The sequence below is a fragment of the Microbacterium sp. NPDC055312 genome, assembly GCF_053645675.1.
In genome coordinates this window covers 12,193-35,325 of record NZ_JBSHMU010000007.1, presented here as the reverse complement: position 1 = coordinate 35,325, position 23,133 = coordinate 12,193, and the positions used below count along the sequence as shown (strand labels likewise).

The 23,133-nt window shown below is 70.1% G+C and carries 22 protein-coding genes; 3 read left to right on the top strand and 19 right to left on the bottom strand.

What is annotated here, in order from left to right; all coding sequences use genetic code 11:
• Positions 1 to 4: 4 nt before the first annotated feature.
• Both ACWIDW_RS13550 and ACWIDW_RS13545 read right to left on the bottom strand, forming a co-directional pair.
• On the bottom strand, positions 5 to 1,000 hold the full coding sequence (locus ACWIDW_RS13550) for a cation diffusion facilitator family transporter (RefSeq protein WP_454125847.1): 996 nt from the start codon (positions 998 to 1,000) through the stop codon (positions 5 to 7).
• Positions 997 to 1,473 (bottom strand): transporter substrate-binding domain-containing protein, encoded by a 477-nt coding sequence (locus ACWIDW_RS13545; RefSeq protein ID WP_454125846.1) that lies wholly within the window; start codon positions 1,471 to 1,473, stop codon positions 997 to 999. Before ACWIDW_RS13545 ends, ACWIDW_RS13550 begins: the two co-directional genes overlap by 4 nt.
• Positions 1,474 to 1,613: 140 nt before the next feature.
• Between ACWIDW_RS13545 and purS the strand changes: the two genes are divergently transcribed.
• A complete protein-coding gene (purS, locus tag ACWIDW_RS13540; protein ID WP_337333104.1) occupies positions 1,614 to 1,862 on the top strand; it encodes a phosphoribosylformylglycinamidine synthase subunit PurS in 249 nt (82 codons plus the stop codon).
• Complete coding sequence (purQ, locus tag ACWIDW_RS13535; protein ID WP_454125845.1) at positions 1,859 to 2,566, top strand: phosphoribosylformylglycinamidine synthase subunit PurQ; 708 nt, start codon at positions 1,859 to 1,861, stop codon at positions 2,564 to 2,566. Before purS ends, purQ begins: the two co-directional genes overlap by 4 nt.
• A 26-nt stretch (positions 2,567 to 2,592) precedes the next feature.
• Here the strand turns inward: purQ and ACWIDW_RS13530 are convergent, their stop codons facing one another.
• The 11 genes from ACWIDW_RS13530 to ACWIDW_RS13480 all read right to left on the bottom strand — a co-directional run bounded on the left by ACWIDW_RS13530 (position 2,593) and on the right by ACWIDW_RS13480 (position 15,429).
• The gene (locus ACWIDW_RS13530; protein WP_454125844.1) at positions 2,593 to 3,024 is read right to left on the bottom strand and encodes a DUF1761 domain-containing protein; all 432 of its coding nucleotides are present in this window, start codon (positions 3,022 to 3,024) and stop codon (positions 2,593 to 2,595) included.
• A 61-nt stretch (positions 3,025 to 3,085) separates the two neighbouring features.
• The gene (locus tag ACWIDW_RS13525; protein ID WP_454125843.1) at positions 3,086 to 4,033 is read right to left on the bottom strand and encodes a siderophore-interacting protein; all 948 of its coding nucleotides are present in this window, start codon (positions 4,031 to 4,033) and stop codon (positions 3,086 to 3,088) included.
• Positions 4,023 to 4,823, bottom strand: a complete 801-nt coding sequence (locus tag ACWIDW_RS13520; RefSeq protein WP_454125842.1) for an ABC transporter ATP-binding protein — start codon at positions 4,821 to 4,823, stop codon at positions 4,023 to 4,025. Before ACWIDW_RS13520 ends, ACWIDW_RS13525 begins: the two co-directional genes overlap by 11 nt.
• Positions 4,820 to 5,890 (bottom strand): FecCD family ABC transporter permease, encoded by a 1,071-nt coding sequence (locus ACWIDW_RS13515; RefSeq protein ID WP_454125891.1) that lies wholly within the window; start codon positions 5,888 to 5,890, stop codon positions 4,820 to 4,822. Before ACWIDW_RS13515 ends, ACWIDW_RS13520 begins: the two co-directional genes overlap by 4 nt.
• 47 nt (positions 5,891 to 5,937) lie before the next feature.
• A complete protein-coding gene (locus ACWIDW_RS13510) occupies positions 5,938 to 6,981 on the bottom strand; it encodes a FecCD family ABC transporter permease (protein ID WP_454125841.1) in 1,044 nt (347 codons plus the stop codon).
• 27 nt (positions 6,982 to 7,008) lie between these two features.
• A complete protein-coding gene (locus tag ACWIDW_RS13505; protein WP_454125840.1) occupies positions 7,009 to 8,040 on the bottom strand; it encodes an iron-siderophore ABC transporter substrate-binding protein in 1,032 nt (343 codons plus the stop codon).
• 120 nt (positions 8,041 to 8,160) lie between these two features.
• Entirely contained in the window at positions 8,161 to 8,919 is a 759-nt protein-coding gene (locus tag ACWIDW_RS13500) for an SDR family NAD(P)-dependent oxidoreductase (RefSeq protein ID WP_454125839.1), read from the bottom strand.
• Between the two features lie 43 nt (positions 8,920 to 8,962).
• Complete coding sequence (locus ACWIDW_RS13495; protein ID WP_454125838.1) at positions 8,963 to 10,363, bottom strand: ATP-NAD kinase family protein; 1,401 nt, start codon at positions 10,361 to 10,363, stop codon at positions 8,963 to 8,965.
• A gap of 4 nt (positions 10,364 to 10,367) precedes the next feature.
• Positions 10,368 to 11,969: an aminomethyl-transferring glycine dehydrogenase subunit GcvPB gene (gcvPB, locus tag ACWIDW_RS13490; RefSeq protein ID WP_454125837.1), complete on the bottom strand. Its 1,602-nt coding sequence runs from the start codon at positions 11,967 to 11,969 to the stop codon at positions 10,368 to 10,370.
• Entirely contained in the window at positions 11,966 to 13,345 is a 1,380-nt protein-coding gene (gene gcvPA, locus ACWIDW_RS13485) for an aminomethyl-transferring glycine dehydrogenase subunit GcvPA (protein ID WP_454125836.1), read from the bottom strand. The genes gcvPB and gcvPA overlap by 4 nt, the downstream gene beginning before the upstream one ends.
• A complete protein-coding gene (locus tag ACWIDW_RS13480) occupies positions 13,342 to 15,429 on the bottom strand; it encodes a beta-galactosidase (protein WP_454125835.1) in 2,088 nt (695 codons plus the stop codon). Before ACWIDW_RS13480 ends, gcvPA begins: the two co-directional genes overlap by 4 nt.
• Positions 15,430 to 15,546: 117 nt before the next feature.
• Here ACWIDW_RS13480 and ACWIDW_RS13475 point away from each other — a divergent pair, with 117 nt between their 5' ends.
• The gene (locus tag ACWIDW_RS13475; protein ID WP_454125834.1) at positions 15,547 to 16,203 is read left to right on the top strand and encodes a GntR family transcriptional regulator; all 657 of its coding nucleotides are present in this window, start codon (positions 15,547 to 15,549) and stop codon (positions 16,201 to 16,203) included.
• Positions 16,204 to 16,228: 25 nt separating this feature from the next.
• Here the strand turns inward: ACWIDW_RS13475 and ACWIDW_RS13470 are convergent, their stop codons facing one another.
• From ACWIDW_RS13470 to ACWIDW_RS13445, 6 genes are all read right to left on the bottom strand, one after another.
• The gene (locus tag ACWIDW_RS13470; protein WP_454125833.1) at positions 16,229 to 17,122 is read right to left on the bottom strand and encodes a carbohydrate ABC transporter permease; all 894 of its coding nucleotides are present in this window, start codon (positions 17,120 to 17,122) and stop codon (positions 16,229 to 16,231) included.
• Positions 17,119 to 18,060, bottom strand: a complete 942-nt coding sequence (locus ACWIDW_RS13465; protein ID WP_454125832.1) for a carbohydrate ABC transporter permease — start codon at positions 18,058 to 18,060, stop codon at positions 17,119 to 17,121. The genes ACWIDW_RS13470 and ACWIDW_RS13465 overlap by 4 nt, the downstream gene beginning before the upstream one ends.
• Positions 18,060 to 19,373, bottom strand: coding sequence for an ABC transporter substrate-binding protein (locus ACWIDW_RS13460; RefSeq protein WP_454125831.1), 1,314 nt, complete (start codon positions 19,371 to 19,373; stop codon positions 18,060 to 18,062). The genes ACWIDW_RS13465 and ACWIDW_RS13460 overlap by 1 nt, the downstream gene beginning before the upstream one ends.
• Before the next feature lie 87 nt (positions 19,374 to 19,460).
• Positions 19,461 to 21,233 (bottom strand): amylo-alpha-1,6-glucosidase, encoded by a 1,773-nt coding sequence (locus ACWIDW_RS13455; protein ID WP_454125830.1) that lies wholly within the window; start codon positions 21,231 to 21,233, stop codon positions 19,461 to 19,463.
• Positions 21,233 to 22,174: a carbohydrate ABC transporter permease gene (locus ACWIDW_RS13450; RefSeq protein ID WP_454125829.1), complete on the bottom strand. Its 942-nt coding sequence runs from the start codon at positions 22,172 to 22,174 to the stop codon at positions 21,233 to 21,235. Before ACWIDW_RS13450 ends, ACWIDW_RS13455 begins: the two co-directional genes overlap by 1 nt.
• Entirely contained in the window at positions 22,171 to 23,133 is a 963-nt protein-coding gene (locus ACWIDW_RS13445; protein WP_454125828.1) for a carbohydrate ABC transporter permease, read from the bottom strand. Before ACWIDW_RS13445 ends, ACWIDW_RS13450 begins: the two co-directional genes overlap by 4 nt.

Genomic DNA, 23,133 nt, shown 5'->3' with positions numbered 1-23,133 from the left:
CCCCTTACTCGTTGCGCTCGGACTGGTGCTCGCGGCGCCCGCCGACCTCCTCGGGCAGCTGATCGATCGGCACGATCACGATGTCCTGCACCTTCCAGTCCAGGTCGATGCACGCATCACGGGCGGCGATCAGGTCGGCGAGCTTGGGCGTGCGCCCCCGGCGCGGCACGACGAACGACTCGACGTGCAGCACGTGCCCCTGGTCGCGCACGCGCGATCCGACCTCGTCCGTCCACGGCAGCGCACGCAGCAGCTCGTCGATCTTCCCCGTCAGCGGGTGCACCTTCCCGTCGTCGAACGTCGTGGCGGCGGAGTCCATCAGGTCGGTGATCGCCGCCCGCATATTGCGGATGCCGTCCCACAGAATGCTGCCGGCGATGAGCAGCGCGGCGACGGCGTCCGTCCACCACCAGCCGATGCCGATGCCCAGCACTCCGACGATCGAGCCGACGGCCGTCTGCCAGTCGGCCTTGTTCATGTCGGCGTCGGCGTACAGCACCTTGTCGTGCAGTTCTTTCGCGAGGCGCATCTTCACCCGCCCGAACCAGATCGGAAGCGGGATGGTGAGCGCCATCACGATGACCATCAGCCAGCCCAGCCAGATCGGCTGTCCGAACAGCACCACGGTGCCGATGGGCGGATGCTCGCCGCCGATCAGTCCGGTGACCGAATCGATGATGAGGAACGCGCCCATCGCCATCAGCGCCACAGCCGCCACGAGGTGCGCCACCCCGACCGACCGGTGATAGCCGTACGGGTAGCGACCGCTGGGCGGCCGGTTGACGATGCGCACGGCGACGAGGAAGGCGATCGGCGGGGCGAGCGAGAGCAGGTCCTCGATCCAGGCGGCTTTCATCGCCTGGGAGCTGCCCATCACGAGGTAGACCATCGTGATGGCCACGGCCAGGAAGACGAGGGTGTACCACTCGAAGCGGATCGCCTTGCGCAGTGCGTTCTCCTGCCGCGGCGGAAGCTCGGCGCGGCCGAACCGGGTCGTCATGATCCGGCCTCCTCGTGCAGGAAGATCTCGAGCTCGGTGAGCAGGGCGTTCTCTCCCATTCGCACGATCATCACGTGCTTCTGCGGCCCCTGCTTCGTGCTGCGTTCGGTGTACGGTCGCGTCACCGCGCCGCGATCGGTCCACGGTGTGTCGTCGAGGAACCCGCCGACGACCAGGTCGAGCTCGCCGCGCTCGAGCGCCGTGAGCAGGTCGGCTTCGCTGCCGGTGGTCCACTCGACCCGGGCGTCCAGCTGCTCGGCGAACTGCTGCACGAGCTCCGGCTCAGTGCCGCTCGGCTCCGCCGAATCGTGCACCTCGACCCACGGTGGCTGCTCGGTCGCGCCGGCGCGCAGAGTGCCTCCCTCGATCCGCTCGAGACTGCCGTGCGGATCGGCGGGAATGCGCACACCGCAGCCGGTCAGCGCGAGAACCACCGCCAGGGCTCCTGCGCCCGCCATGCGTCGACGTCTCATGTCGCGACACTAGCGAGGAGGCCGGGGTGAGGCCACCCTCGGTCGAGCCCTTGACACGGGCCGCACGAGCGCTCCGTGAAGCGCACCGGCGCCTCGACGCGCGAGCGGTGGGGTCATCCGGATCGCCTAGAATCGCAGGTATGCCCACCATCGTCGTCGACGTCATGCCCAAGGCCGAACTGCTCGACCCGCAGGGGAAGGCCGTCTCCGGCGCCTTCGCCCGCCTGGGTGTCGAGAGCTTCAGCCAGGTCCGCATCGGGAAGCGCTTCGAGCTCACCGTCGACGGCGAGGTCACCGACGAGGTGCTGGCCGAGGCCAGGCGCCTCGCCGAGGACGTGCTGTCGAACTCCGTCATCGAGGATGTCGTGGGAGTCGAGGTCGCGCCGTGAGCGTGCGGATCGGCGTCATCACCTTCCCCGGCTCGCTCGACGACCGCGACGCGCAGCGCGCGGTGCGCATCGCCGGTGCCGAGCCCGTCGCCCTGTGGCACGGCTCGCACGACCTCGAGGGCGTCGACGCGCTGGTGCTGCCCGGCGGATTCAGCTACGGCGACTACCTGCGCTCGGGGGCGATCGCGGCCCTGTCGCCGATCATGGCCGAGGTCAAGGACGCGGCCGCGAACGGGATGCCGATCCTCGGCATCTGCAACGGCTTCCAGATGCTCGTCGAGGCGCACCTGCTGCCCGGCGGACTCATCCGCAACGACCACCAGCACTTCGTGCGCCGCGACCAGCGCCTGACGGTGGAGAACAACGACACCGCCTGGACGAACACGTTCGCGAAGGGTCAGGAGATCGTCATCCCGCTCAAGAACGGCGAGGGCGGCTACATCGCCGCCGACGACACCCTCGACCGTCTCGAGGGCGAGGGCCTCGTCGCCTTCCGCTACGCCGGGATCAACCCGAACGGGTCGCTGCGCGACATCGCCGGGATCACGAACGAGCGCGGCAACGTGGTCGGCCTCATGCCGCACCCCGAGCACGCCACCGAGGCGGGCTTCGGTCCCGACACCCGCGCCGCGATGCGCTCGGGCGTCGACGGGCTCGGCTTCTTCGAGAGCGCCATCGCGGCCGTCGCGCGCGTCGCGGCGTAGCATCCGCCCCGCCCGACGCGACCGGCTCAGAGTCCGGCGGGCGGCCAGACGCCGACGATCAGCGCCATCACGAGCACCGTCAGCAGCTCGTGCCCGATGTTGAGGGTCGTGAGCCGTGTCGAGCGGCCCTCGAACGCGTCATGCGTGATGAAGCGGGCGGCGGTGAAGCCCGCCCACAGCGTCACCGACGTGACCACGGATGCCCACAGGTACGAGCCGCCGTAGAAGTGCCAGGCGATCGTCGCGGCTCCCGCGAGCACCCAGGCGGTCACGAAGCTGACCAGCACGGTCGTGACCAGCGGCCACAGCGGCCCGCGGGAGGGATGCTCGAGGTCGACGCCCGCGAGCCGCGCCCAGCGTTCGCCCATCACGCCCCTCGCGTACCAGACCGCTCCGACGACCATGCTCGACGCCGTCGCGACCAGCACCGCCCAGTAGTTGATCTCGGGAACCGTCATGACGCCCTCCTTCATCGGATGCGCTCAGACTACTCCCGGGTGTCGCGTCGGCCACGAGCGTTCAGCCGCGCATGGCGACGCCGCGGCGCCAGTACCCCATGAACGCCACCTGCGCACGGTCGACGCCGAGGTCTTTGACCAGGTGACGGCGCAGGGTCGTCACCACGCCGCTCTCGCCGGCGATCCAGAAGTACCGGTCGGCGGGGGCGTGCGCCGCGGCGATCCGCTCGCCCAGGTTGGAGTGCACCGGGGTCTCCCAGAGCAGCTCCTCGGTCTCGACATCGTGCACGTCGACGTGCGTGTGCGCGTCGCCGAGATGGCTGAGCACCGCCGGGATGAGCGACGCCCCGTGCGCGTCGCCGTCGCCGCGCGGCAGCCAGGTGATCTCCACGCCCGCGGGTGCTGCGATCTCGAGCACGTCGGCCGGCTCGGGCACCTCGATGAACGCGGTGCCCCGCAGGTCGCGCGGGGCGTCTTCGAGGATGCGGGCGATCGCCGGTGCCGCCGTCTCGTCACCGGCGAGCAGCACCGAGCGCGCTTCGCCGGGCGCGAACTCCGCGCCGCCGTGCTCACGAGCAGTCACCCCGCGGCGCGGGCCGACGATGAACATCGGCTGCCCCACCCGTGCTCCTGCAGCCCACCGGGAGGCAGGGCCCGTGAGGCCCGGTCGCAGGTGCAGCACGAAGTCGACGACGATCTCGGTGCCCGCATCGGTCACCGTCAGCTCGCGCACCGAGTAGGTGCGCATCGCGCCGCGCTCGTGCTCGGGAACGGCGAGGTACGATCCCCACCAGTCGTCGCCGTCCCGGTCGATCGGCGGCACGGCATCCGGTCGGGGCGGGAAGATCATCTTGATGCGCGAGTCGAACGTGTCGCCGGGGGTGCCGAGCTCGTCGAGCTCGTCGCCGCCGAACGTGATCCGCACGAAATTCGGCGAGACCCGCTCGACCGCGCGCACCTCGGCGAGCGCCAGCAGGTAGCTGGGCCGGGTCTTGGTGTCAGTGGACATGATGCCTCCCGATGGGGGTGACCATCGGCTTGCCCGAGACGGGGTCGACGGTGATCTGATTGGCGAGGCCGAAGACCTCGTGAACGAGCTCGGTGGTGAGGATCTCACCCGGCGCCCCGACCGCGTGCACCCGGCCGTCCTTCATGGCGACCAGCTCGTCGCTGTACCGGGCGGCGAGGTTGAGGTCGTGCAGCACCATCACGATGGTGGTGCCGCGTGAGACGCTGAGGTCGGTGAGCAGATCGAGCACCTCGACCTGGTGGGCGACGTCGAGGAACGTGGTCGGCTCGTCGAGCAGCAGGATGTCGGTCTGCTGCGCGAGCGCCATCGCGATCCACACCCGCTGGCGCTGACCGCCCGACAGCTCGTCCACGCTGCGATCGGCGAGATCGCTGATGCCGGTCGCGTCGAGAGCATCGGCGACGACCGCGTAGTCCTGGGCGCTCCAGCGCGCGAGCATCCGCTGATGCGGGTGCCGCCCCCGGCCCACGAGATCGGCGACCGCGATCCCCTCGGGTGCGACGGGCGACTGCGGCAGCAGCCCGAGAACGCGCGCGACCTCTTTCGACGGGCGAGCGTGCACCGAGGCGCCGTCGAGCACGATCCGGCCCTCAGCCGGGGTGAGCAGGCGCGCCAGTGCACGAAGCAGCGTGGATTTGCCGCATCCGTTCGCCCCGACGATCGAAGTGATCCGGCCGGGCGCGATCGACAGATCGAGCCCCTCGATCACCGTGCGATCGCCGTACGCGAGCGTGACGGATTCGGCCGCGAGAGTGTGCGCCGCGGTCACAGGGAGCCTCCCGAGCGGTTGGTGCGGATGAGCAGGTGGATCAGGAAGGGGGCGCCGAGCACGCCGGTCACGACCCCGACCGGATAGCGCGCGCCGAGGGCGAACTGGGCGAGCAGGTCGCTGCCGAGCACGAGTGCCGCGCCGACGAGCGCGCTGGGCAGCAGCAGGTTCGCTCCGGGACCGGTGATGCGCGCGGCGATGGGCCCGGCCATGAACGCCACGAAGGCGATGGGGCCGGCGGCGGCCGTGGCGAAGGCGAGCAGAGCGACCGCCCCGAGGATGAACAGCATGCGCGTCGCGTTCACCCGCACCCCGAGGCCGGCGGCGGAGTCGTCGCCAAGCTGCATCGCACCGAGCGAGCGCCCCTGCGACAGCATGAGCGGCATCACCACCGCCGCGGCGACGGCCATCGGCAGCACGCGCTCCCACGAGGCGTTGTTGAGGCTGCCGCTGAGCCACTGCATCGCGGCCTGGATGTCCCAGCTCGCCGCCCGCGAGAGCAGGTACGAGGTCACGCTCTGGAGCATCGCCGCGACCCCGATGCCGATGAGGATCAGCCGGGTGCCGGCGAAGCCGCCCCGGATCGAGAGGGCGTAGATCAGTGCGGCCGTGGCGATCGCGCCGCCGAGTGCGAGCAGCGACACTGCGGGCCCGTCGAGCGAGAGCACGAGGATGCCGACCACCGCCGCAGCACCGGCGCCGTGCGAGATGCCGATGATGTCGGGCGAGGCGAGCGGGTTGCGCAGCAGGGTCTGGAACGTCACGCCGGCCATCCCGAAGCCGAGACCGGTGAGCACCGCCAGCACGGCCCGCGGCAGGCGCAGCTCGCCCACGGTGAACGAGGCTCCGGGCACCGTCTCGCCCAGCACGACCCGCACGATCTGCTCGAGACTGTAGAACCGGTCGCCGACCATGAGCGCGACGGCGAAGAGCAGGAACACCAGCGCAGCGAGCGTGATCGTGGCGGCTGCGTGGCGGCGGCGGCGGGCGCGGCGGCCGGCGATGATGCCGGCGACGCGCTGCGCGCCGGTGTCGGTCGGCTGCTCGAGCGTGTGCCCGGTCGGGATGCGGATCTTCGCCGGGGCATGTGCGCCTGCGGTGCGCTCGCGCGTGCTCACAGCTCACGCACCTTCTGCCGGCGCACGATCCAGATGAAGAAGGGCGCCCCGATGATCGCCGTGATGATGCCGACCTGGATCTCCTGGCCCGACGGGGCGATCACCCGGCCGACGATGTCGCTCGCCGTCAGCAGCACCGCGCCGACCATCGCCGAGAACGGCAGCAGCCACCGATGATCGGTGCCGATCATCATCCGGCACACGTGCGGCGCGACCAGCCCGACGAAGCCGATCGGGCCGGCGATCGCGGTGGCGGCGCCGGCGAGGATCACGGCGCCGAGAGCTGCGAGCATGCGGGTGCGGGCGACGTTCTCGCCCAGCCCTCTGGCCATGTCGTCGCCGAGCGCGAGGGAGTTCATCCCCCTGGCGGACAGCAGGCAGATGAGGGCGCCGAGCGCGAGCACCGGCGCGGTGACCGCGATGCGCGACCATTCCGCACCGCCGACGCCGCCCACCTGCCACGACTGGAAGCTCTGCAGCAGGTCGACGCGCGGCAGCATGATCGCGCTGATCAGCGAGGCGAAGGCGGCCGAGGTCGCCGCACCCGCGAGTGCGAGCTTGAGCGGAGTGGCACCGCCGCGGCCGAGGGAGCCGACCGCGTAGACGAAGACCGCCGCCACCGCGGCACCCGAGATCGCGAAGGCCATCTGCCCGAACGGGTCGCTCAGCCCGAACGAGGCGATGCCGATGACCACGGCCAGCGAGGCGCCGTTGGAGACGCCGAGGATGCCGGGTTCTGCGATCGGGTTGCGGGTGACGGCCTGCATGGCCGCTCCCGCCATGGCGAGCGCCGCACCGACGAGCAGGGCCAGCGCCGTGCGCGGCATCCGCTTGATGATCGCCGCCTGCTCGATCGTGTCGTTATGCCCCGACAGCGCGGCCAGCACGTCGTCGATCGTCACCGTGCGCACCCCGAACGAGATCGACAGGATGCTGAGCACGACCAGCGCCGCGGCACCCGCCATCAGCCACGAGGTGCGCGCCGGCGCCGGCCGGCGCGGATGCGCGACAGCCGGGGCGGATGCGGCGGTGGAGGTCACGAGCGGGAGTCTCCGGATGCGCGGGTCTTATCGGGCCAGCGGTGCGGCGAGGATGTCGAAGTAGTCGCCCAGGCCCCACGGGATCGACAGCGGCGACGGGTTGGCCGATGCCGCGATCGGCGTCGCGTCGGGCAGGATCGCGATGCGGCCCTCGGCGATCGCGGGGATCTTCGACAGCAGCGGGTCGGCCTGCAGGGTCGCCACGGTGGAATCGTCTCCGTAGGTGACGAACAGATCGACGTCGTCGAACCTCTGCGCCTCCTCGGCGGACACCTCGAGGTAGAACTGGTCGCTGTCGGCGCTGTCCTCGACGATCTTCGGCAGCGGCAGGCCGAGCTCGTGCAGATAGCCGGGGCGGGTGTCGGCGGCGGTGTAGTAACCGATCTTCGACAGGTCGCTCATGTCGAAGTAGCCGAACAGCACCTTCGCATCCTTCAGAGCCGGATGCTGCGCGAGCGCCGCCTCTGCGTCGGTGTCGAGCTGCTCGGCGAGGGCCTCGCCCTGCTTCTCGAGTCCGAGCGCGGCGGCGTTCATCTCGATCATGTCCTCGACCGAGGTGCCCCATGCGACGTCGGGGTAGGCGACGACGGGAGCGATCTTCGACAGGGTGTCGTACTCCTCCTGCGTGAGTCCGGAGTACGCGGCGAGGATCACATCGGGGGCGGTGTCGGCGACGGCTTCGTAGTCGATGCCGTCGGTCTCGTCGAACAGCACGGGGGTCTCGCCGCCGAGCTCGTCGAGCTTCTGCTCGACCCAGGGCAGGATGCCGTCGCCGTCGTCGCCTCCCCAGGTGGCCTTGCTCATGCCGACCGGGACGATGCCCAGCGCGAGGGGCACCTCGTGGTTCGCCCACGCGACAGTCGCGACCCGCTCGGGCTCGGCGTCGATCACGGTCTCGCCGTAAGCGTGCTCGATGGTGACGGGGAACGCCCCGCCCGAGGATCCGGCCCTGCCGGCGGTCGAGTCGCCGGGGCTGTCATCGGCTGCGGAGGCGCAGCCGGCGAGGCCGACGGCGAGGGATGCGGCGGCAGCGAGGGCGAGGAGGCGGGGAGTGCGCACAGCGATTCCTTCGGATTCGGTCGCGGCGCGGATCGCGCCGGGTTCGGCAAGGCTCACCTAACGTAACACGGGTTAGGTAAGCCTTACCAACCAAGGAGTCGCTCGGGCGTGGTCAGCAGGTCACGCGATGCCGCCGCCGTCGACGACGAGCGCCGATCCGGTGACGTACGACGAGTCGTCGCTGGCGAGCCACACCACTGCCGCCGCGATCTCGCTCGGCTGCCCCATCCGGTTCAGCGGACGCTCGGCCGCCTCGGCCAGGAATCCGGCCTGGTCCTGTCCCAGCTGACGGGCCTCGTCGCGCAGCATCCCGGTGTCGACGTCCCCCGGGTTGACCGAGTTGACCCGGATGCCGTCGGGTCCGTGATCGATGGCCAGCGCGCGAGTCATGTTCACCACGGCGCCCTTCGACGCGCAGTACGAGATCGCCCGACCGCCGCCCTTGAGCCCCCAACCCGAGCCGGTGTTGACGATCGAACCGCCGCCGTTCGCCTTCATGATCGGCACGACGTGCTTGCACATCAGGAAGATGGCGCGCACGTTCACGCCGAACACGCGGTCCCACTCCTCGACAGTGGTCTCGACGGCGGTGGTGCGGCGGATGATGCCGGCGTTGTTGAACACGACGTCGATGCCGCCGAGCGACTCGTTCGCCGTCTCCACGACGCGGATGATGTCGTCTTCGCTCGAGACGTCAGCCGCGATCGCGACGGCGGTTCCGCCGGCGGCGCGGATCTCCTCGGCCACCGCCTCGGCTGCGTCGGCGTTCAGGTCGACGACGGCGACCGCGGCGCCCTCGGCGGCGAAGGCGAGCGAGGTGGCACGGCCGATGCCGCCGGCGCCGCCGGTGACGATGGCCTTCTTGTTCTCGAGACGCATGAGGTTCCTTACTGTGTTGAGTGGTCGTTTCGGGTGGGCCGGTTCAGGGGACGAGGTCGGGGGCGGCGACGGCGTACAGGCTGGTCGTGGCGGCGCCCGTGATGATGCGGATGTGGCCGGACAGCCGCTCGTCGACGACGGGTTCGCCGGTCTCGACGATGAGCGCACGGCCATGCAGGTCGATGAGCTTCTGCTCGGGGGCGACCACCATGAGCGGGTCGTCGCCGAGCGCGCTGATCACCGCGGCCGAGAGCTGCTGGTTGCCGCGGCCGAGCAGAAAGCCCTGGCCGCCGATCACGGTGACGACGGCCTGCGCGGGGCCTCGGGAGATCTCGTCGAGCAGCTGCGCCTCGCTCGCGGCCGACAGCAGCCGTCGGCCGTCGAGGATCACGTCGACGCCGAGCGGCGACTTCTCGATGCCGAGCTGGCGGGCGATCTCGGCGGTGGTGCCGCCCGGGCCGAGCAGATAGCGCACGCCCGGCCGCATCCGCGCGACCGCGCCACGTGCGGCGGCCGCGACGGCGGCGGCTTCGGATGCCGGTGTCGCGGCCTTGCGCGCCTGCGTGCGCCCCACGCGGAACGGCACCCGGAGCATTCCGAACAGCTGCGGCTCGACGCGGGCGCGGCGCATCGCGGCCTCATCGACGTCGAGCACCTCGCGCTCGGCGGTGGGCAGCACGGCGTCGGCCCAGTCGGCCGCGATGGCGCCGGCCGCGCGCGGGCTGACCGCGAACACCGGGGAGTACATCTTCACGCCCGACGGGATGCCCAGCACGGCCGGCGGCTCGGCATCCCGGCATCCGGCATCCCGGCACCCGGCATCCGCCCGTACGGAGGCCGCCCGTCCGGCATCCGCCCGTCCGGAGGTAGGAGAACCCGCCGAGGCAGGAGAATCCGCGGGAGATCCTCCTGCTCTCGCGTGTTCTCCTACGTCGGCGGCGGCGCAGGCGCAGGCGCCGGCCTCGCGCGGCTCGGCGAGCCCAGCGGCCGCATCGCGCAGGGTGCCGTCGCCTCCGGCGACGAGGATCAACGTCGCGCCCGCAGCGGCGAGCGCCGCGACGGCCGCGGAGGTGTCGGATGCCGTGGTCGTGGACCGCACGAGCACAGGAGAACTCGCCGGCACAGGACGATCCGCGGCCGATGCTCCTGCGATCGCGGATTCTCCTGCGCTCGGTGACTCCGCAGCGGGGCCCGGCTCGTGCACGACCCAGGGAACGAGCCCGGCGGCGCGCACAGCGTCCGCTCCCATCGCACCGGCCGCGGTGGCGATGACGAGGGCCGGATGCCGGGCGGCGACCACCCGCAGCGCCATGGTCGCCCTCTCCTGTGCACGCGAGTGCCCGCCGCGCGCGATCGCGAGGCGCTGCACCTCCGCGCCGTCGGAGCCGGCGAGACCCGCAGGCCCGCCGACTCCGGCGACAGGGTTGACGACCAGTCCGATCACGGGATCAGGCTCGGGCTGCGGCGAAGCGGCGCCCAGACTCGGTCATCGGGTACTTGCGCTCGTACGCCCGCCACGTGACCGCCCAGCGCTCGGGATCGTCGAGCGAGTCGTGGTGCGTGTGGTGCACGGTCTGGTTGTGCGGGGCGGTGCGCACCACCTCCGGGGTCTCGCGCGCCTCGCGCGCCACCTCGGCCAGCGCGGCGACGTACTCGTCGAGCTCGGCCATCGAGTACGACTCGGTCGGCTCGAGGGTGAACGGCTGCGGCACGACGTACGGGTGGTGGCTCGTCCAGTAGTGCATGCCGAAGTCCGACATCCGGATGCCGATCTCCTCCGACGAGATGCCGGTCTCCTGGTGCAGCTGCTCCCACGAGTAGCGCACCTGCTCGATCCGGCGCCGGCCGGTCGCGTATGGTGCTGAGGCGCCCGGGATCGCCAGCACCTTGGCCATCAGGTAGTTGTTGTTCAGCACCGCGGTCTCGGCGGCGGCCAGCAGCCCTTCGGCGCCGAGCGCCATGATCCACGCGTATGCCTTCACCAGCGCGGGGATGACGCCGAAGAACGGGCCGACCGCGCCGATCGACTGCCGCGCAGCCTCGGCGACGGCGAAGGTGCCGTCGTCCTGACGCACGACGCGCGGTCCGGGAAGGAACGGAGCGAGCGCGGCGCTCACCGCGTTGGCCCCCGCGCCGGGGCCGCCGCAGCCGTGCGGGGTGCCGAACGTCTTGTGCAGATTGAAGTGGCACACGTCGAAGCCCGCGTCGCGGGCACGGGTGATGCCGAGGATGCCGTTCGCGTTGGCCTGATCGTACGAGGCGAGGGCTCCGACGGCGTGCGCGGCGTCGACCCACTCCCTGATCGCCGGGTTGTAGATGCCGGTGTCCTCGGGATTGGTGACCATGATCGCGGCCGTGCGGGGCGAGAGCGCCGCCTTCAGTGCCTCCAGCGACGGGTAGCCGTCGGCGTCGGGGTACACCGTGATGACCTCGTAGCCGGCGGCCTTGGCGGCTGCGGCGTTCGACGGGTGGCTGAAGATGGTCGTGATCACCTCGCGCCGCTGCTCGCCCTCGCCGTTCGCCTCGTGGTAGGCGCGGATCATGGCGATGTTCGACCAGATCGCGGCAGAGCCCCCCTGCGTGTGCAGCGAGACCTCGTCCATGCCCGAGATCTCGGCGAGCATCCGCTCGAGCCGCCACAGGATCTCGAGCACGCCCTGCGCGTCAGCGGGGTCCTGGTGCGGATGCATGGCGGTGATCTGCGGGGATGCGGCCAGCTGATCGTTGATCTTGGGCGCGTACTTCATGGTGCAGGTGCCCTGGCCGATGTCGACGTTGAAGTCGGCGCCGAGGTTCTCCTGCGACAGGCGCAGGTAGTGCTTGAGCACGCGCATCTGCCCCATCTCGGGCAGCTTCGCCTTCGACGGGCGGCGCAGCGACTCGGGCAGCGCGGCGACGACGTCGCCGACGGCCTCGCGGATGCCGGGCTCGACCTGCGAGACGAGCACGCCGCGCTCACCGGGGGTGGACAGCTCGAAGATGATCGGCTCGTCCCAGCGCGCCTGCTGGAAGCGGCGCAGGGCGGGCTTGGGTGCGACGGGGAGGGTCACTTCGTCTCCTCTGCGAGAGCGGGTGCGGTGACCGCGGCGAGCGCCGCGGCGAGGGTGTCGATGTCGGACTGCGTGGTCATCTCGGTGACGCACACGAGCAGGCGGTGCTCGCCCACCACGACGCCGGGCTCGATGCCCTTCCGCCTTAGCGCGGTGACGACGTCGGATGCCGGAACAGGCAGCGTCACGGTGAACTCGCGCAGGTGCACCGCGTCGTCGTCGAGCGTCACGCCGTCGATGGCGGCGAGCGCGTGCTGCGCATAACGGGTGCGGGCGAGCAGCGTCTCGCCGAGCTCGGCCATGCCCTCGGGTCCCATCAGCGCGAGGTACACGCCCGCGGCGATGCCCCACAGGGCGGCGGCCGTGCCCACCCATTCCTTGCCCTCTTCGCGGTGCGCGAAGGAGGTGCGGTCGTAGGCGACGTCGCCGAAGCCGTACTCGCCGGGCACGTCGGTGGATTCGAGGCCGAACAGCCGCGAGGGCATCTCCATGACGAAGCGCGTGTCGTCGTGCACGGCGATGAACCCACCGTGAGCGCCGCCGAACCACTGGTGCAGGCCGAGCGACTGGATGTCTCCGGTGACGATGTCGGCGCCGTGCAGCGCGGGCGGGGTGAGAACGCCGTAGCCGATCGGGTCGGTGCCGACCACGAGCACGGCACCGGCCTCGTGCGCGGCGTCGGCGATCCGCTGCAGGGCCGCCTCGACGGCTCCCGTCGCGCTCGGCGTCTCGACCCACACCGCGGCGACGTCGTCGCCCAGGGCTGCCGTGACGGCCGCGACATCGGCTGTGCCGTTCACGGTGGCGACGTGCTCGAGGGTGAGGTGCGCCCGCACGAAGTCGGCCACCTTCGCCAGCTTGGCGGGCAGCACGTCGCTGACGACGAGCACGCGGGATCGCCCGGTGATGCGGCCCGACATGGCGAGTCCGGTGGCGGCGGCCTGGTAGCCGTCGTAGGTCGGCACGTTCACGACGTCCATCTCGAGCAGCTCGGCCATCAGTGACTGGTACTGGAACAGCGCCTGGAACCGCCCGTGGTCCTCGTACGGCTCGCCGGCGTAGGCGGTGAGGAACTCGCTGCGGTGGATGACCTCGTCGACGACGGCCGGCACGTAGTGGTTGTAGGTGCCCGCGCCGAGGAAGCTGAGGCGCTCCTGCGTCGAGCGGTTCTTCGAGAGCAGGCCGCGCACGTGGCGGGCGAGATCCTGCTCGGCGACGAACGGCGCCGGGAGGTCGAGCGGGCGACCCAGGCGCAGCGACTCCGGAACGTCGGCGTAGAACTCGTCGACCGATCCCGCGCCGACGGCGGAGAGCATCGCCGCACGCGTCTCCGGCGCGGTGTTGGGAATGTACGGATGCACGAACGGATGCGTCATGCCTGCTCCTTCGCAGTGGATGTGGTCAGTGTGATGAACGGGATCCCGGCCGCCCGGGGAGCGGCGACGACCGCGACGCCGTAGCCGGCGAGCTCGATCGCGTCGGCGACGTCGGCTCCGGTGAGCAGGTCGACTCCGGATGCCGGCACCCGGAACGTCACGGGCTCGGTGCCGTGGTTGAGCAGGAACGTGTAGTCGGTGTCGTCGTCGGCGCGGGTGACGGCCTCGGCGTTCACGTCGACGTGCTCGCGCACCGGGAGGCCCGCCGCGCGGAGCAGGTCGCCGAACACGGTGAGCGAGCCGTCGGGGGTGAGCATGGCGCTCACGTACGCCGCCGAGCCGGCGCCGCGGGCGCGCCGGGTGACCGCGGGCAGACCGTCGAGCGCGCCCGACGCGTAGCGACCGCGGACCTCGACATCGGCATCCGCCTCTATCCACTCCGCCCAGCCGGGTACGTCGATCGTGCTGTCGCCGTACGCGATGTGCTCGACGAGTCCGTCGGCGATCGGCCACTGCTCGTCGACCTCGACGCCGAGCAGGTCGCGCAGCGGTCCGGGCGCACCGCCGTCGTGCACCTTCTCGGTGCTGTCGACGACGCCCGAGAACGGCCCGACGATCAGGTGTCCGCCGCCGTCGACGAAGGCCCGCAGGGCGTCGGCCTGCGGCTGCTCGGCGATGTACAGGTTGGGCACGACGACCACGTCGTACTTGTCGAACGGGCCCGTGGCGCGCACGGTGTCGACCGGGTGGCCGAGCGTGTGCAGCGCGCGATGCCAGGCGCGGGCCTGCTGCGCCCACTGCAGACGCTGCGACGGCAGCGACTCGACGGCGCTGGAACCCCACCACGAGTCCCAGTCGACGACCAGGGCCACCCGGGAACGCACGCGAGTGCCGCGCACCGGCTCGAGCTTCTTCAGCTCCAGACCGAGCGCCTTCGTCTCCTGGTAGCTGCGCGACTTCTCGCCGCGGTGGCCGAGCATCGACGAGTGGAACTTCTCCTGGCCGTACTTGGCCTGGCGCCACTGGAAGAACATGACCGCGTCGGATCCGTGCGCGACGGCCTGCAGACTCTCCACGCGGATCTTGCCCGGCGCCTTCGGCACATTGATGTCGCGCCAGCTGGTGGCGCTGGCCGACGACTCGAGCAGCAGCCACGGGCGGCCGCCCTTGAGCGAGCGCATCAGGCCGTAGTTCAGCGCGGCGCCCACGTGCGAGGTCGGATCGGCGGGCTCGGGATAAGCGTCATCGGTGACGATGTCCTCGACGGCCGCGAAGTCCCAGTAGTCGAGGTCGCGGAACATGCTCATGAAGTTCGTGGTCACGGCGATGTCGGGCGTCACCTCGCGCAGTGCGTCGATCTCGATCTGGAAGAGCTCGAGCATGGCATCCGACGAGAACCGCTCGAAGTCGAGCAGCTGGGTGGGGTTGATCGGGCCGGGCGCCTTCCTCGGGGTCTCGACGTGATCCCACGACGTGTAGCGCTGGCCCCACACGTTCACGCCCCACGCCTCGTTGAGGCCGTCGAGGTCGCCGTAGCGGTTCTGCAGCCAGCGGCGGAAGTGCCGCGCCGATTCGGGACACCAGCACCGCGAGACGTGGTCGCCGTACTCGTTCGAGATGTGCCACATCGCCAGCCCCGGATGCTCGCCGTAGCGCTCGGCCATCGCGCGGACCATGCGTGCGACGTTCTCGCGCCAGATCGGCGACGAGGGGCAGTACGTCTGGCGGGAGCCGAACTCGAGCCGGTGGCCCTCCGAGTCCGACGGGCCCATCTCGGGGTGTGCGCGCAGCAGCCAGGAGGGCGGCGTGGCGGTCGCGGTCGCGAGATCGATGCGGATGCCGGCCTCGTGCAGCAGGTCGAGGATGCGGTCGAGCCAGCCCCAGTCGTACACGCCGGGCTCGGGTTCGAGCTGCGGCCAGCTGAAGATCGGCAGGCTCACCATCGTGACGCCGGCCTCTTTCATGAGACGGATGTCCTCGTGCCACGTCTGCTCCGACCACTGGTCGGGGTTGTAGTCGCCGCCGTAGGCGAGGGCGTCGATCCGGACCTCCCGGATGCGCTCATCGTCGCGGTGCTCGGTCACGAGAACTCCTCACTGAGTGGTGGACGCCGTACATTGTTCAATGTATTCTGTATACAACACACTAAGGCGGATCGAGAAACCGGTCAAGCCCTAGGCTGGCGCTCGGGAGGCAACCACATGGCGATCGAACGAACGAACCTCCGCTCGCAGGTGCGCGGCGAACTGCTCGAGCGCATGCGCACCGGGCTGGCGAAGCCGGGGGAGAGCATCAACGAGGTGCAGCTCGCCGCCGAGCTCGGCGTGAGCCGGACGCCCCTTCGCGAAGCGCTGATCGCCCTCGAGTCCGAAGGCCAGATCACCAGCGAGAACGGCAAGGGGTTCCGCTTCGTGCCCCTCAGCGCGGGCGAGTTCGAGGATCTCGCCCCCGTCATGGCGGCGCTCGAGAGCCTCGCTCTCGAGCTGAGCCCCGTCGACGAGCTGAAGGTGGTGGGCGCGCGCCTGGTCGAGCTGGCCGATGCGTTCCGCGAGGAGCTCGTCGAGCACCGGCTCGTGATCAGCCGCGACGACGAATGGCACGGGGTCATGCTGTCGGTGTGCCCGAACAAGCGGCTGCTCGACGTGATCGAGAGCGTGCGCGGATCCTTCCACCGGTACGAGTCGCTGCTCGTGGGCGAGGACGTCAAGGTCGAGCGCGTCGCCGCGGAGCACGCGGCCATCGCTCGCGCCCTGGCCGCGGGCGACGTGCCGGCAGCCGTCGAGGCGCTGAAGATCAACTGGATGCACGGCATGCGCCGCATCCTCGACAACGCCTCGAGCGCCTACTTCACCGCCTGAGCCGTCGCGGGGGCGGTGCGGGCGGTCACCCTTTGACCGCACCACCGAGCAATCCGGCCACGAATTGCTTCTGGAACACCAGGAACAGGATGAACAACGGCAGCGTCGCCAGCAGCGAGCCGAGCATGAGCCCCGAGTAATCGACCCGGCTGAGCCCGATCATGGTGTTCAGCGCCACCGGGATCGTGTACTTGTCCTCGGTGTTGAGCATGAGCAGCGGCCAGATGAACGAGTTCCACTGGCTGATGAACGTGTAGATGATCAGCGCCGCGATCTGCGGCCTGGCCACCGGGAGCACGATCCGGTAGAACGTGCGCAGCTCGGATGCCCCGTCGATCCGCGCCGCCTCGATGAGCGTGGTCGGGAAGTCGAGGAACCCCTGACGCATGAGGAAGATGCCGAATGCGTTGGCCAGGAACGGTACGATCAGCGCCTGGTAGCTGTCGATCCAGCCTAGGCTCGCCATCATCTGGAACAGGGGCACGAGCAGCACCTGCATCGGGATCATCATCGTCACGAGGATGGCGCCCAGCAGCACGCCGCGACCGCGGAACCGGTACGTGGCGAGCCCGTAGCCGCACATCACGCTGACGACCACGCTGAACGCCGTGTAGATCACGGCGACGAGCACGCTGTTCAGCATCACCTGACCGAAACCGATGCTCTCCTGCAGCCGGCCCAGGTTCTGCCAGAACTCCCCGCCGGGCAGCAGCGGCAGCGGGGTGACGAACAGGTCCGACGTGCGGTGCGTCGAGGCGATGACCATCCACAGGAAAGGCACCAGCGCCAGGATGCCGGCGCCGACCAGCAGCGCGTAGACGGGCGCGCGCAGCACCACTCTGCGCGCAAGGGGCTCCCCGCGGCGTTCCGGGATGCCCGTGCGCCGGGCCCTGCCGGTCGTGATCAGCTGAGTGGTCACGGCTTCTCCCTCATGATGCGGAACTGCGCGATCGCGATGATCGCGGTGAGCACGACGAGCATCCAGGCGATCGCGCTGGCATAGCCGAAGTCGAACTGCTGGAAGCCGATCTTGTACAGGTAGAGCACCGGCGTGAGTGTGGCGTTGTTGGGTCCGCCGCCGGTGAGGATGAAGTTCTCGTCGAACAGCTGCAGCGCCCCGATCGTCGAGGTCACGCTGGTGAAGATCAGCACCGGGCGCAACTGGGGCACGACCACGTGCCAGAAGGTCTGCCAGCGGCCGGCGCCGTCGATGCGCGCCGCCTCGTACAGCTCGGGCGGGATCGCCTGGAGCCCGGCGAGGATGATCACCATGTTGTAGCCGGTCCAGCGCCAGGTGATCGACGCGATCAGCGCGACGCGAGCCCAGAACTCGTTGTTCAGCCAATCGATCGGCGCCACCCCGACCAGCCCCAGCGCCTGGTTGAGCAGTCCGCCGTCGGTCGTCATGATCACCCGGAACACCACCGAGTAGGCGACGAGGGTGGTGATCGCGGGCAGGAACGTGATCAGCCGGAAGCCCGAGCGGAAGCGCAGCCACGACTGGTTGAGCAGGTAGGCCAGGCCGACCGCGAGGGCGATCATGAGCGGCACCTGCACGATGAGGATCAGCAGCGCGTTGCCGAGGCTCTTCGCGATCAGCGGGTCGCGCAGCATCCGGGTGTACTGGTCGATCCCGACGAAGGTCGAGACGCCGCCCTCGGTGCGGAACAGGCTCTGCAGCAGCGACACCGCCAGCGGATAGGCGAAGAAGATGAGCAGCAGCGCGGCGGCGGGCAGCGCGAACCACAGCCCGGGGCGCTGCATGCGCGCGCCCAGGCGGCGCGCGGATGCCGGAGCCCCGGCATCCCCCGGGGTGCGCCGCGTGGCGACACCCCGGGTGGGACTGGTGACGGACATCAGTCCGCGATCTTCCGGCCTGTCGAGTTGGCGATCTGCGCCGCGGCGTCGTCGAGCACCTTCTTGGGGTCCTCGCCGTTGAGCACCGCTGCCGCCACCGCGTTCGAGACGGCGTCGGTCGCCACCGACTGATCGGAGGTGAAGGTGATCGAGGGGATCTGCGTGGTCAGCTCGGCGAAGATCTGGAAGACCTTCTCGCCGCCGAAGTACTCGCTGGGCTGCTGGAAGTAGTCGGATTCCAGCGCCGGCAGGTACGACGGGAACAGGCCCTCCTGCTGCATCATGCTCGCCTGGTTGTCGGCGTCGGCGAGCACGAACTCCATGAAGTCGGCGGCCAGCTGCGGGTTCTTCGCCTGGGTGGGGATCGCGAGCCCGGACCCGCCGTTGTTCGACGTCGCCGCGCCTCCCTTCTCGAAGACGGGAAGATCGCGCACGCCGTACGTGCCCGAGAGCTCGGGCGCCTCGCCCTCGAGCGTGCCGATCCACCAGACCGCCTCGGGGGTGACGGCGGAGTCGCCGTCCTTCGCGCTGGTGACGCTGGCGTCCCAGCCCTTGGCGTTCTTGATCAGTCCCTTCTGCTGCATGCTCTGCAGCAGGGTGAGCGTCTGCACGGCCTCGGGGGTGTTCACCGTGATGTCGCCGTTCTCGTCGAAGAGCCCCTGTCCCTGTTGCTGCAGCAGCATGAAGAACGGGCCGCCGTCCGACAGGTCGGCGGTGAGCAGCGTCTTGCCGGTCTTGGCCTTGATCGTCTCGCCCGCCGTCACCATGTCGTCCCACGTGACGATGGATGCCGGGTCGATCCCGGCCGCGTCGAAGTAGTCGGTGCGGTAGAACAGGCCGACCGTGCCGGAGTCCCACGGCGCCATGCGCAGCTTGCCGTCGGCGTCGGTTCCGGTGTCCCACTTGAACGGGTCGAAGTCGTCCTTCGCGTCACCGAGCACCGGACTGAGGTCGGTGAACCCCTGCGGGAACTGGCTCAGGTAGCTCTGGTTGCGGTCGGTCTCGAGGGTGATCATGTCGGGCAGACCCGTGCCGGCCTGCAGGCCGACCGAGATCTTGTCGTAGGCGTTGTCGTAGCCGATGTCGACGACATCGATCGTCACGCCGTCGTGCTTCTTCTCGTACTCGGCGCCGAGGCGCTCGAGGGCGGTCGCGGCGACATCCCACGACCAGATGGTGATCTTCCCCGACGCCGCGGCGTCCTTCTTCAGATCGGCGCCGTCGGATGCCGGGGCTCCGCCTCCGAATGCGCATCCCGTCAGGGTGACCGCCGTGGCGGTGAGTGCGGCCGCCAGCATCACGCGTCGCTTCATCATGACCTCCTTGTCACGTCTACTAAATATTGAATACAGTACACGGGTGCGCAGGGCGGTGCCATGGCATCCGCGACCGATCGCGTCTCAGCTGAGAGAGACGGCGAGATCGATGAACAGCGCCGCCGACCAGCCGAAGGCCGTCGTCGCGGTCTGCGCCTTCAGCCCGGTGCGCGGGTTGTAGTACTCGTGCGGACCGCCGCCGTGTACCACGAGCCGCACGGTCTGCTCGCGCAGCTCGCGCGCCCGCTCGGGGCATCCCGACGCCTCCAGGCCCTCGGCGACGAGCGCGCTGGTGTTGATCCAGACCGGGCCGCGCCACATGCGCTCGGCCGAGAAGTCGGGGTCGGAGGCGGACACGGTCGGCAGTCCCCATTCGAGCGCGTAGCGGGCGGGGTCGTCGATCGCGGCGCACAGGGCGGCGCGGATGCCCTCCGGCAGCGTGCCCGTGCGCAGCGGCATCAGGCCGACGACGGTGTCGGAGCAGATGTCCTCCCCCGCGCCGCGCGCGAGGAAGCGTCCGGCCCCGGCATCCCACATCGCCTCGAGCAGCACCTGTGTGCGCTCGGCACGCGCGACGAACCGGTCAATCGGGGCATCCGGCACGTACCGGCCGAGCAGATCGGCGATCTCGCGGTCCTGGCAGACCAGATAGGTGCCGAGGTCCGGCGCCGCGGTGGGGATCGGACCGTCGAAGATCGGACTGTCGTCGAGGCCCGACGAGTACGGGTGCCCGTACTCGGGCATCCCGTCGCCGTCGAGGTCGGACGAGGCGAACCACCAGTCCTGCGACCGGATCACCCGGTCGAGTTGCACGCGCGCCCAGTCGGGGGCGTCCTCCGCCTCGAGCACCTTGCGCAGCGCCCAGGCCGCCAGCGGCGGCTTGGTCAGCGGCACCGGCTTCGACGGGTCGGCGATCTGCGAACCTGCCCGGCGCAGGGTCGCGCGGTCGCTCTCGGGCAGGTCGTCGCTGCTGGCGAGGATGCCCTGCTCGTGCACGACATCGGGCAGCTGGCCGTCGTCGCCCGCGAACCGGAAGGCGATGTCGAGCTGCTCGCGGGCGAGCTCGGGGTCGCCGTGGCGCAGGCCGACGGCGATGAAGTACGCGTCCCACTGCCACAGGCCGACGTAGCCGATCTTCGACGGCACCACCGCGCGCGCATCGCCGAGCGCGGGCAGCTCGACGATGTTCGCGCCGAGCACCCACCAGCAGAACGCGGTCATCGGCTGCAGGTCATCGCGCACCCGCGGACATCTCGCGAACCAGTCGAGCCACTGCCGCTCGCACCCGGCGAGCGCGCCGGCGTGGTCGCCGGGTTCGACGGCGATCGTGCGGTCGGCAGCGACACGGATCCGGATGCCGGTGGCCGAGAGCGCGTGCTGTTCCTCGTGACCGTCGGGATGCACCAGCGTCACCCGGGTTCCGTCGCCGCCCGCGATGCTGAGCGCGCCCGGCCCGTCGAAGGTGAGCGTCGCCTCGGCACGAGACGCCTGCACGGAGGTAGGAGATTCATCGGAAGCAGGATCGTCTGCGCCTCGTTGTCCTACCTCGGCGCGTTCGCCTACCTCGGCGCGCGGCTCGAGTGCCGAGGCGCCGCCGAACGCGATACGGTGCGGCTGCACGCCCGAGACGGGAAGCATCCGGCCCTCGGCATCCGTCACCCGCACGGCATCCAGCACGCGGCATTCGCTCAGCCGCTTCTCGTACTCGGAGGTGTGCACCCGTACCCCCTCGCCGTCGTCGGTGCGGAACACCAGCAGACGCGAGCGCGGCAGGGTGAACGGCGCGGTGACGAGGTCGAGGTGCTGCCCGGCGAGGGCCGACAGCGCGGCGGCGTCGGCCGCCACGGCATCCGTCATCATCGCCCTCCCAGACCCGACGCGGCCATGCTGTTGAGGATCTTGCGCTGCCCGATCACGAAGACGATCAGCATGGGGACGGTGGCGATCGCCGAGGCGGCCATCACGAGGCCGTAGTTGACCGATCCGTGCTGGCCCTGGAACGAGGCGAGCAGCAGCGGCACGGTGAACAGGTCGGGCGAGTTCAGCAGCACGAGGGGGAACAGGAACGCGTTCCACACGCCGAGTGCGGTGATGATCGCGAGCGCAGCGAGACCGGGCCGCAGGTTGGGCAGCACGATGCTGAAGAACGTGCGCAGCCGGCCTGCACCGTCGACCAGCGCCGCCTCCTCGAGCTCCTTCGGCAGCGAGAGCACGAACTGCCGCATGAGGAACACCGCGAACGGGTTGGCGATCATGCCCGGCACGGTCAGCGCGAGGTGCGAGTCGACCCAGCCGAGGTTCGACATGAGCAGGTAGAAGGGGATCAGCGTCACCTGCGCGGGGATCATCTGCGTCGCGAGGAACACGATGAACAGCACCTTGCTGCCCCTGAACCGGATCCGCGCGAACGCATAGCCGGCCATCGAGGCGGTGACCAGCGTGCCGGCGACGACGAGCACGGTGATGTAGAGGCTGTTCAGGTACGCCTGGCCGAAGGGGACCGCGTTCCACGCCTCGCTGTAGTTGTCGACCGTCCAGGGGTTGGGAAGGAATTCGAGCGGGTTCTGCAGAAGCTGCGGCAGCGTCTTCAGCGAGGTCAGCAGCATCCAGATGAACGGGAAGACCATCGAGATGCCGGCGATGATCAGCACGACGTGCAGCAGCACCGGGCCGGTTCGGCGGCTCACCGCACCGCCGGGTCTGCGGCGTCTCGTGCCGGGCGCGACGATCGCGACCGTCGAGTCGGTGGCCGGGCCCTGGCGGCCCTCGGTCAGCGGAGGTGTCATGGTGCCGCTCATTCCGGATCGTCCTCGTAGTGCACGAACTTCTTCTGGGCGCCGAACTGGATCGCGGTGATGACCAGGGTGAGCACGAGCAGGATGATGCTCGCCGCGCTCGACGGGCCGAACTCGAACCGGCCGAAGCCGAGATCGTAGATGTGGTAGACGATCGTCCTGGTCGCGTTGTCGGGTCCGCCGCCCGAGACGAGCACATAGACGATGTCGAACGTCTGCAGCGACGAGATGAAGGCGATCACCGACGAGAAGAAGACGATCGGCGAGAGCAGCGGCAGGCGGATGCTGAGCAGCAGCCGCACGGCTCCGGCGCCGTCGATGCGGGCGGCCTCGATGACCGAGGGCGAGATGTTCTGCAGCCCGGCGAGGAAGATCACGACGTTCAGGCCGAGCGACGACCAGATGGTCACGATGCACACGGCCAGCAAGGCGAGGCGCGGATCCTGCAGCCAGTTCGGCGGGTCGACGCCGAACACCGTCGCGATGGTCGTCGAGAGCACACCGTCGACGCGGAACATCTGCTGCCAGATCATGGCGATCGCGACGGTGGCGGTGACCACGGGCGAGAAGAAGAGCACGAGGTAGAGGGCGCGCGTCTTCAGTCGCTCCAGCGCGACGGCGACGATCACCGCGAGCCCCAGGCCGATCGGCACGGTGACGATCGCGATGAGCAGGGTGTTCAGGATCGAGCGTCCCAGCAGCGGATCCTGCAGCTGGTCGACGAAGTTGTCGACGCCGACCCAGGTCAGCTCACCGAGGCCGTCCCAGTCCGCGAACGCGAGCACGAGGCTCGCCGCGAACGGCAGGACGACGAACAGGCCCATGCCGATCAGCTGCGGGCCGACGAACACGTAGCCCCAGAGTCGGTCGCGGCGGCGCCACGCCGCCTCTCTGCGTGGCGGCTGGGCGGATGCCGCAGGGGTGACCTGCGGCATCCGTCCGGCCTCGGTGAGCTGAGCCAT